This window comes from Pseudogracilibacillus amylolyticus (SeqCode) (assembly GCF_051918545.1).
GTDB lineage: Bacteria > Bacillota > Bacilli > Bacillales > Amphibacillaceae > Pseudogracilibacillus.
This window is the reverse complement of the sequence record NZ_JBPPZG010000269.1, coordinates 1-4,595: the sequence shown is the minus strand read 5'-3', so window position 1 is coordinate 4,595 and position 4,595 is coordinate 1. Positions and strand designations below refer to the sequence as shown.

Genomic DNA, 4,595 nt, shown 5'->3' with positions numbered 1-4,595 from the left:
GCGAAAGCGCAAAGAAATCTTTATTGTCAGTCCGTGGATTATTTATCAAAATTAACAAAGGCACGATCATTAGTTGGATGGTAGCGTTTGTTGTCATGGGTGCTGCTTACGGTTCGATTTATGGTGACATGCAGACCTTCCTGGAAAGTAATGAAATGATGAAGCAAATGTTTTCTCACTCAGGTTTTTCCATCGAAGAATCCTTTACAGGAACGATTATGATGGTCATGATTGGCTTAGTTTCAATTTTACCAATTGCTATTGTAAATAAGCTGTTTTCTGAAGAAAATCGCTCCCATTTAAGTCAGCTTTTTGCTACAAAAGTGACCCGCAGTCAACTTTACTGGACTATTATCGGTATCGCTATGATCGCAAGTTTAATTGGGATTTTATTCGCTGCTGGTGGTCTTGGTGGAACGGCTGTCGCGGCTATGGGAGATCATTCAACAATGAATGTTACAGATTTCCTTATTGCTGGTTACAATTTCTTACCAACCGTCTTATTCTTTACAGGTCTTGCAGCTTTAGCCCTCGGTTGGGCACCGCAACTGGGTAAAGTAGTTTATGTGTATCTTGCCTACTCTTTTTTATTAAATTATTTTGGCGGCATATTAGACTTACCAAAATGGTTCTTTAAAACAGCGATTCAAAGCTGGATTCCACAGATGCCTATGGAGGATTTTGATGCTGCCACTTTTACTATACTAACAAGTATTAGTCTTATGTTGATAGTAATTGGTTATCTTGGTTATCGTAGACGAGATATGATGGAAGGGGCTTAAAAGAGATTTTACCAGTGAAGTGAAATGAAGATTTTATGAAAAAAGCCGTATTTTCCAATAGCAGAATACGGCTTTAAATTTAGGGTTGAGTATATTTCGTAAAAGTGTATTTTATATGAGAAAGTATTGGATATAAAAAATGAATTGACGGACTTATTAGCTGATAAATCTTTATGTTTAGCTTATATTACGAACAGGTGCAGTAATCGAATATAGCGAGCTGTTTTTTTGCACATGAATTTATCTATGTATAACAAAAAGTTCCCCTTAAAAAAGCTGTCTGAAAAAGTGTTGACATTCCAGAGTTCATACATCGCGCAGGGGAACGTGAAAACACCTTGTGTGACCCTATTAATCAACTAGATCGGTGAATCTCCGGTATAGAACATTTATCATCCACTGCACCAGCGGAAATACATGGAGACTCCTGGTCGGCTAGAGGCGGTCACGTCCTGTGACGTCATCGACACTAGTACGTCCTGTACGTCGGAAGGCTTATCCGCCGCCCACGGAAAGTGTAGTGTATTTCCGTAGCGGTATTCTGCTTTGTGACTGCGTTCATTTTTACACAGCGGAAATCATCTGATTTTTAAATTTTTACTACTGCACAGTATCCTTCAACAATGTTATAAAGTTGCAACAAGGTTTTTCGTTTGAATAGCAACAGTCGTTCAATGTAAAGGTAAATAATAAAAAATCACTGCAGTACCAACAACAAAACAATAAATACTGAAGATAATTAACTTTCCTTTAATCATGACATGAATAAATACTTTTAATGCATAATAAGTCGCCAAGAGTGACGTTAAAAAAGCGACAGTGTAAGGAATAAGGTTTGGCATAAAATGTTCATCGGTAATAATATCATTAAAAGATAAAATATTAATCCCAACACTTACAGGAATGAATAATAAAAAAGAAAATCGTAGAGCAGTTTCACGTTTCATCCCGAGTAACATTGCTGCCACAACAGTTGCACCCGATCGACTTATACCAGGGATTAATGCAACACTTTGAGCAAGACCAATAATAATTGCATCTTTTATCGATAGATCCCTATCTGCTTTTTGACCGTGTAAATTTCGAATAATCCATATAAAAAATCCAGTAACGAGAAGGGCAACTCCAGCAAAAAACGGTTTCGTCAGTTCCTCACTTATATACTGTTCAATTGTTAAGCCGATTACTCCAGTAATAAACGTTGCGAGCAGTAAATAGAAGCTGAACAGGAAACTATTTTTGTATTGTTCATCACGACTCATCAAATAGTTAAAACTATCTGATATTAATTCCAACAAATCTTTGCGGTAAATAATAATAATTGCGATAAGTGAACCGAAGTGAACGAGAATTTCAAAAGAAAGCCCAGGTGTAAATACATTAAACAAATCTTTGATTATGACAATATGACCGCTTGAGGAGACGGGAAGCGGTTCGGTAAAACCTTGTACAAATCCTAATAGAATAAATTTTAATAAATATATAAGTTCATCTATCAAGAAAAGCCCACCTTTCTTATTTAAGGGAATATAGAGAAGTAACATATGTACGGACAAAAATTAAGCTTGTCTAAATTTAGCGTAAAAAACAGTATAAGCAGGGAACCTTCACACATCTAGATGAATAGTCTAGATGGTGAGGGAGGAATATGCCATGAATCAAAATCAAACGTATAAAGATATATATGAAATGTGTAAAGAGCATATGCATTCATATGTACTTATTGAAACGACTGATGGATTAAAAACGGATGGAATTATTACTGGGGTTGATGAGGAGAATTTATATGTAGCAGTGCCACTTGAACAAAATGAAATGCAAATGCGAGGGAATCCCAATCCTGCACCAAATCAATTTGGAAGGTATCCATATTTCGGTGGACCGGGTTATGGCTTTGGATACGGACGACCAAGGAGATTTAGAAGATTAATCATACCTTTAGCATTTGTTGCGGCATTAAGTCTTTTACCTTGGTATTAACTTCATAAACAAATAAAAATACCCCTGCTCGTTGATAGCAAGGGTATTTTAGTCTTTTATTACACTATTCTTGTTCCTGTGTAGTTAACACACCATCTATTAATAAAATTGCAAGAAAAACTCCTGCAGAGTACATAATAGATTGAGTTATATTAAACGTATCTCCGGCCATGCTTGAAAGTACATAAGCTAATGCACCACCAATAAGTAGCGCCCAAACAATTGTCATAATAAATCTCATTCGTTTCCACCTCATTTAACCGCAATTATTTCTTTTTAATTATCCTCATATATTTTATCAAATCTGTTCCTTAATTAAAAGTGTTAATAAGATAGTGCTGAAATTTTCGGAATTTGTACATAAAACATAATTCATAATTAGAAATGGCGCCGGCTCTGAATGTACAAGCCTATGAGAGGATGTTCAAAAAGTCCGGTAAAAATGACACTGCGAATTTCTTCGTTGGCTTGCTTCTCCGCTGCTCATGTATCTAAATGCATACATTTCGCTGCTCGAAACTGCGCCGCCTCGAACTTCTTGGTCCTTTTTATCCTCCTTTTTGAACACGCATTATGAGTGAATTTTAATTAAAAATTGTATTTTTTTCTTGCAACTGAACGGAAAATAGCTTAAAGTTTATACCAAGTCATAACATTTGCTATTAATAAATTTAAAGGGGATGGCAAGATGGGTGTTGGAGTTTTAGGGACAGGACATTACGCACCTGATAATATTGTTACAAATAAAGATCTTGAAAAAATTGTTGATACTACAGATGAATGGATTCGTTCTAGAACAGGTATAGAAGAAAGAAGAATTGCTAAAGATGATGAAGATTCATCGGACATGGCTTTTATGGCTGCTGAGCGGGCACTTGAAAATGCTAATGTAAAAGCTGAAGAATTAGACTTAATTATCGTTGCAACAGTAACGCCAGATACACCGTTTCCTTCTGTATCATGTATGATCCAAGAACGTCTTGGTGCAACAAAAGCTGCAGCGATGGATGTTGGAGCAGCTTGTGCAGGGTTCATGTATGGCATGATTACTGCTCAGCAATTTATCAAAACAAATGCCTATCAAAAAATTCTTATCGTAGGTGTAGATAAATTATCCAAAATTACTGATTGGACTGACCGTAATACATGTGTTTTACTTGGAGACGGTGCTGGAGCGGTCGTCTTAGGAAAAGTTTCAGAAGGTAAAGGAATTTTGTCCTTTGAGCTTGGTGCAGATGGAACAGGTGGGAAAGAACTGTATCAAAATGAAGAGAATCATTTGGTAATGAATGGCCGTGAAGTTTTTAAGTTCGCCGTTCGCCAAATGCCACAGTCATGTGTTAACGTTATTGAAAAAGCAGGGCTTAATAAAGAAGATGTTGATTATTTAGTACCGCACCAGGCAAATATTCGTATTATGGAGGCGGCAAGACAACGATTAGGTATTGCAGAAGATAGAATGGCAAAAACAGTGCAAAATTATGGTAATAACTCATCTGCTTCCATCCCGATCGCATTATCCGAATCTGTTAACAACGGAAAAATTAAGGACAATGATATTATTGTACTTGTAGGCTTTGGTGGTGGTCTCACTTGGGGTGCTGTTGCACTAAAATGGGGGAAGTAGATTCAAAGAGCATATTATTGTAAACTATGGTAAGTTATTAAATAGAAGAGAATAGAAGAGAATGGAAAGGAATAGGCAAGGAGGCTTTTCATGGAAAAGAGAAGAGTAGTAGTAACAGGTGTTGGAGCTGTTACTCCATTAGGAAATGATGCCAAATCTTTATGGGAAAATATCGTTGCAAATAAGTCAGGAATAGACTATATTAC

5 protein-coding genes and 1 pseudogene are annotated in these 4,595 nt (G+C 36.5%); 4 read left to right on the top strand and 2 right to left on the bottom strand.

Annotated features, from left to right (window positions below):
- Window positions 1-782 (top strand): annotated as a pseudogene (locus tag ACPYKA_RS19150) (tetronasin resistance protein); the annotation flags it as partial.
- 671 nt (window positions 783-1,453) lie between these two features.
- Here ACPYKA_RS19150 and ACPYKA_RS19145 read toward each other — a convergent pair.
- Window positions 1,454-2,281, bottom strand: coding sequence for an undecaprenyl-diphosphate phosphatase (locus ACPYKA_RS19145; protein ID WP_479543795.1), 828 nt, complete (start codon window positions 2,279-2,281; stop codon window positions 1,454-1,456).
- 154 nt (window positions 2,282-2,435) lie between these two features.
- Here ACPYKA_RS19145 and ACPYKA_RS19140 point away from each other — a divergent pair, with 154 nt between their 5' ends.
- Window positions 2,436-2,762, top strand: a complete 327-nt coding sequence (locus tag ACPYKA_RS19140; RefSeq protein WP_479543794.1) for a hypothetical protein — start codon at window positions 2,436-2,438, stop codon at window positions 2,760-2,762.
- Between the two features lie 64 nt (window positions 2,763-2,826).
- Here the strand turns inward: ACPYKA_RS19140 and ACPYKA_RS19135 are convergent, their stop codons facing one another.
- Window positions 2,827-3,003 carry a DUF2929 family protein gene (locus ACPYKA_RS19135; RefSeq protein ID WP_479543793.1) on the bottom strand — a complete coding sequence of 59 codons (177 nt, stop codon included), beginning with the start codon at window positions 3,001-3,003 and terminating at the stop codon, window positions 2,827-2,829.
- A 447-nt stretch (window positions 3,004-3,450) separates the two neighbouring features.
- Between ACPYKA_RS19135 and ACPYKA_RS19130 the strand changes: the two genes are divergently transcribed.
- On the top strand, window positions 3,451-4,389 hold the full coding sequence (locus ACPYKA_RS19130) for a beta-ketoacyl-ACP synthase III (protein ID WP_479543792.1): 939 nt from the start codon (window positions 3,451-3,453) through the stop codon (window positions 4,387-4,389).
- A 90-nt stretch (window positions 4,390-4,479) separates the two neighbouring features.
- Window positions 4,480-4,595: beta-ketoacyl synthase N-terminal-like domain-containing protein (locus ACPYKA_RS19125; RefSeq protein WP_479543796.1), on the top strand; the 116-nt coding region annotated here is incomplete at its 3' end.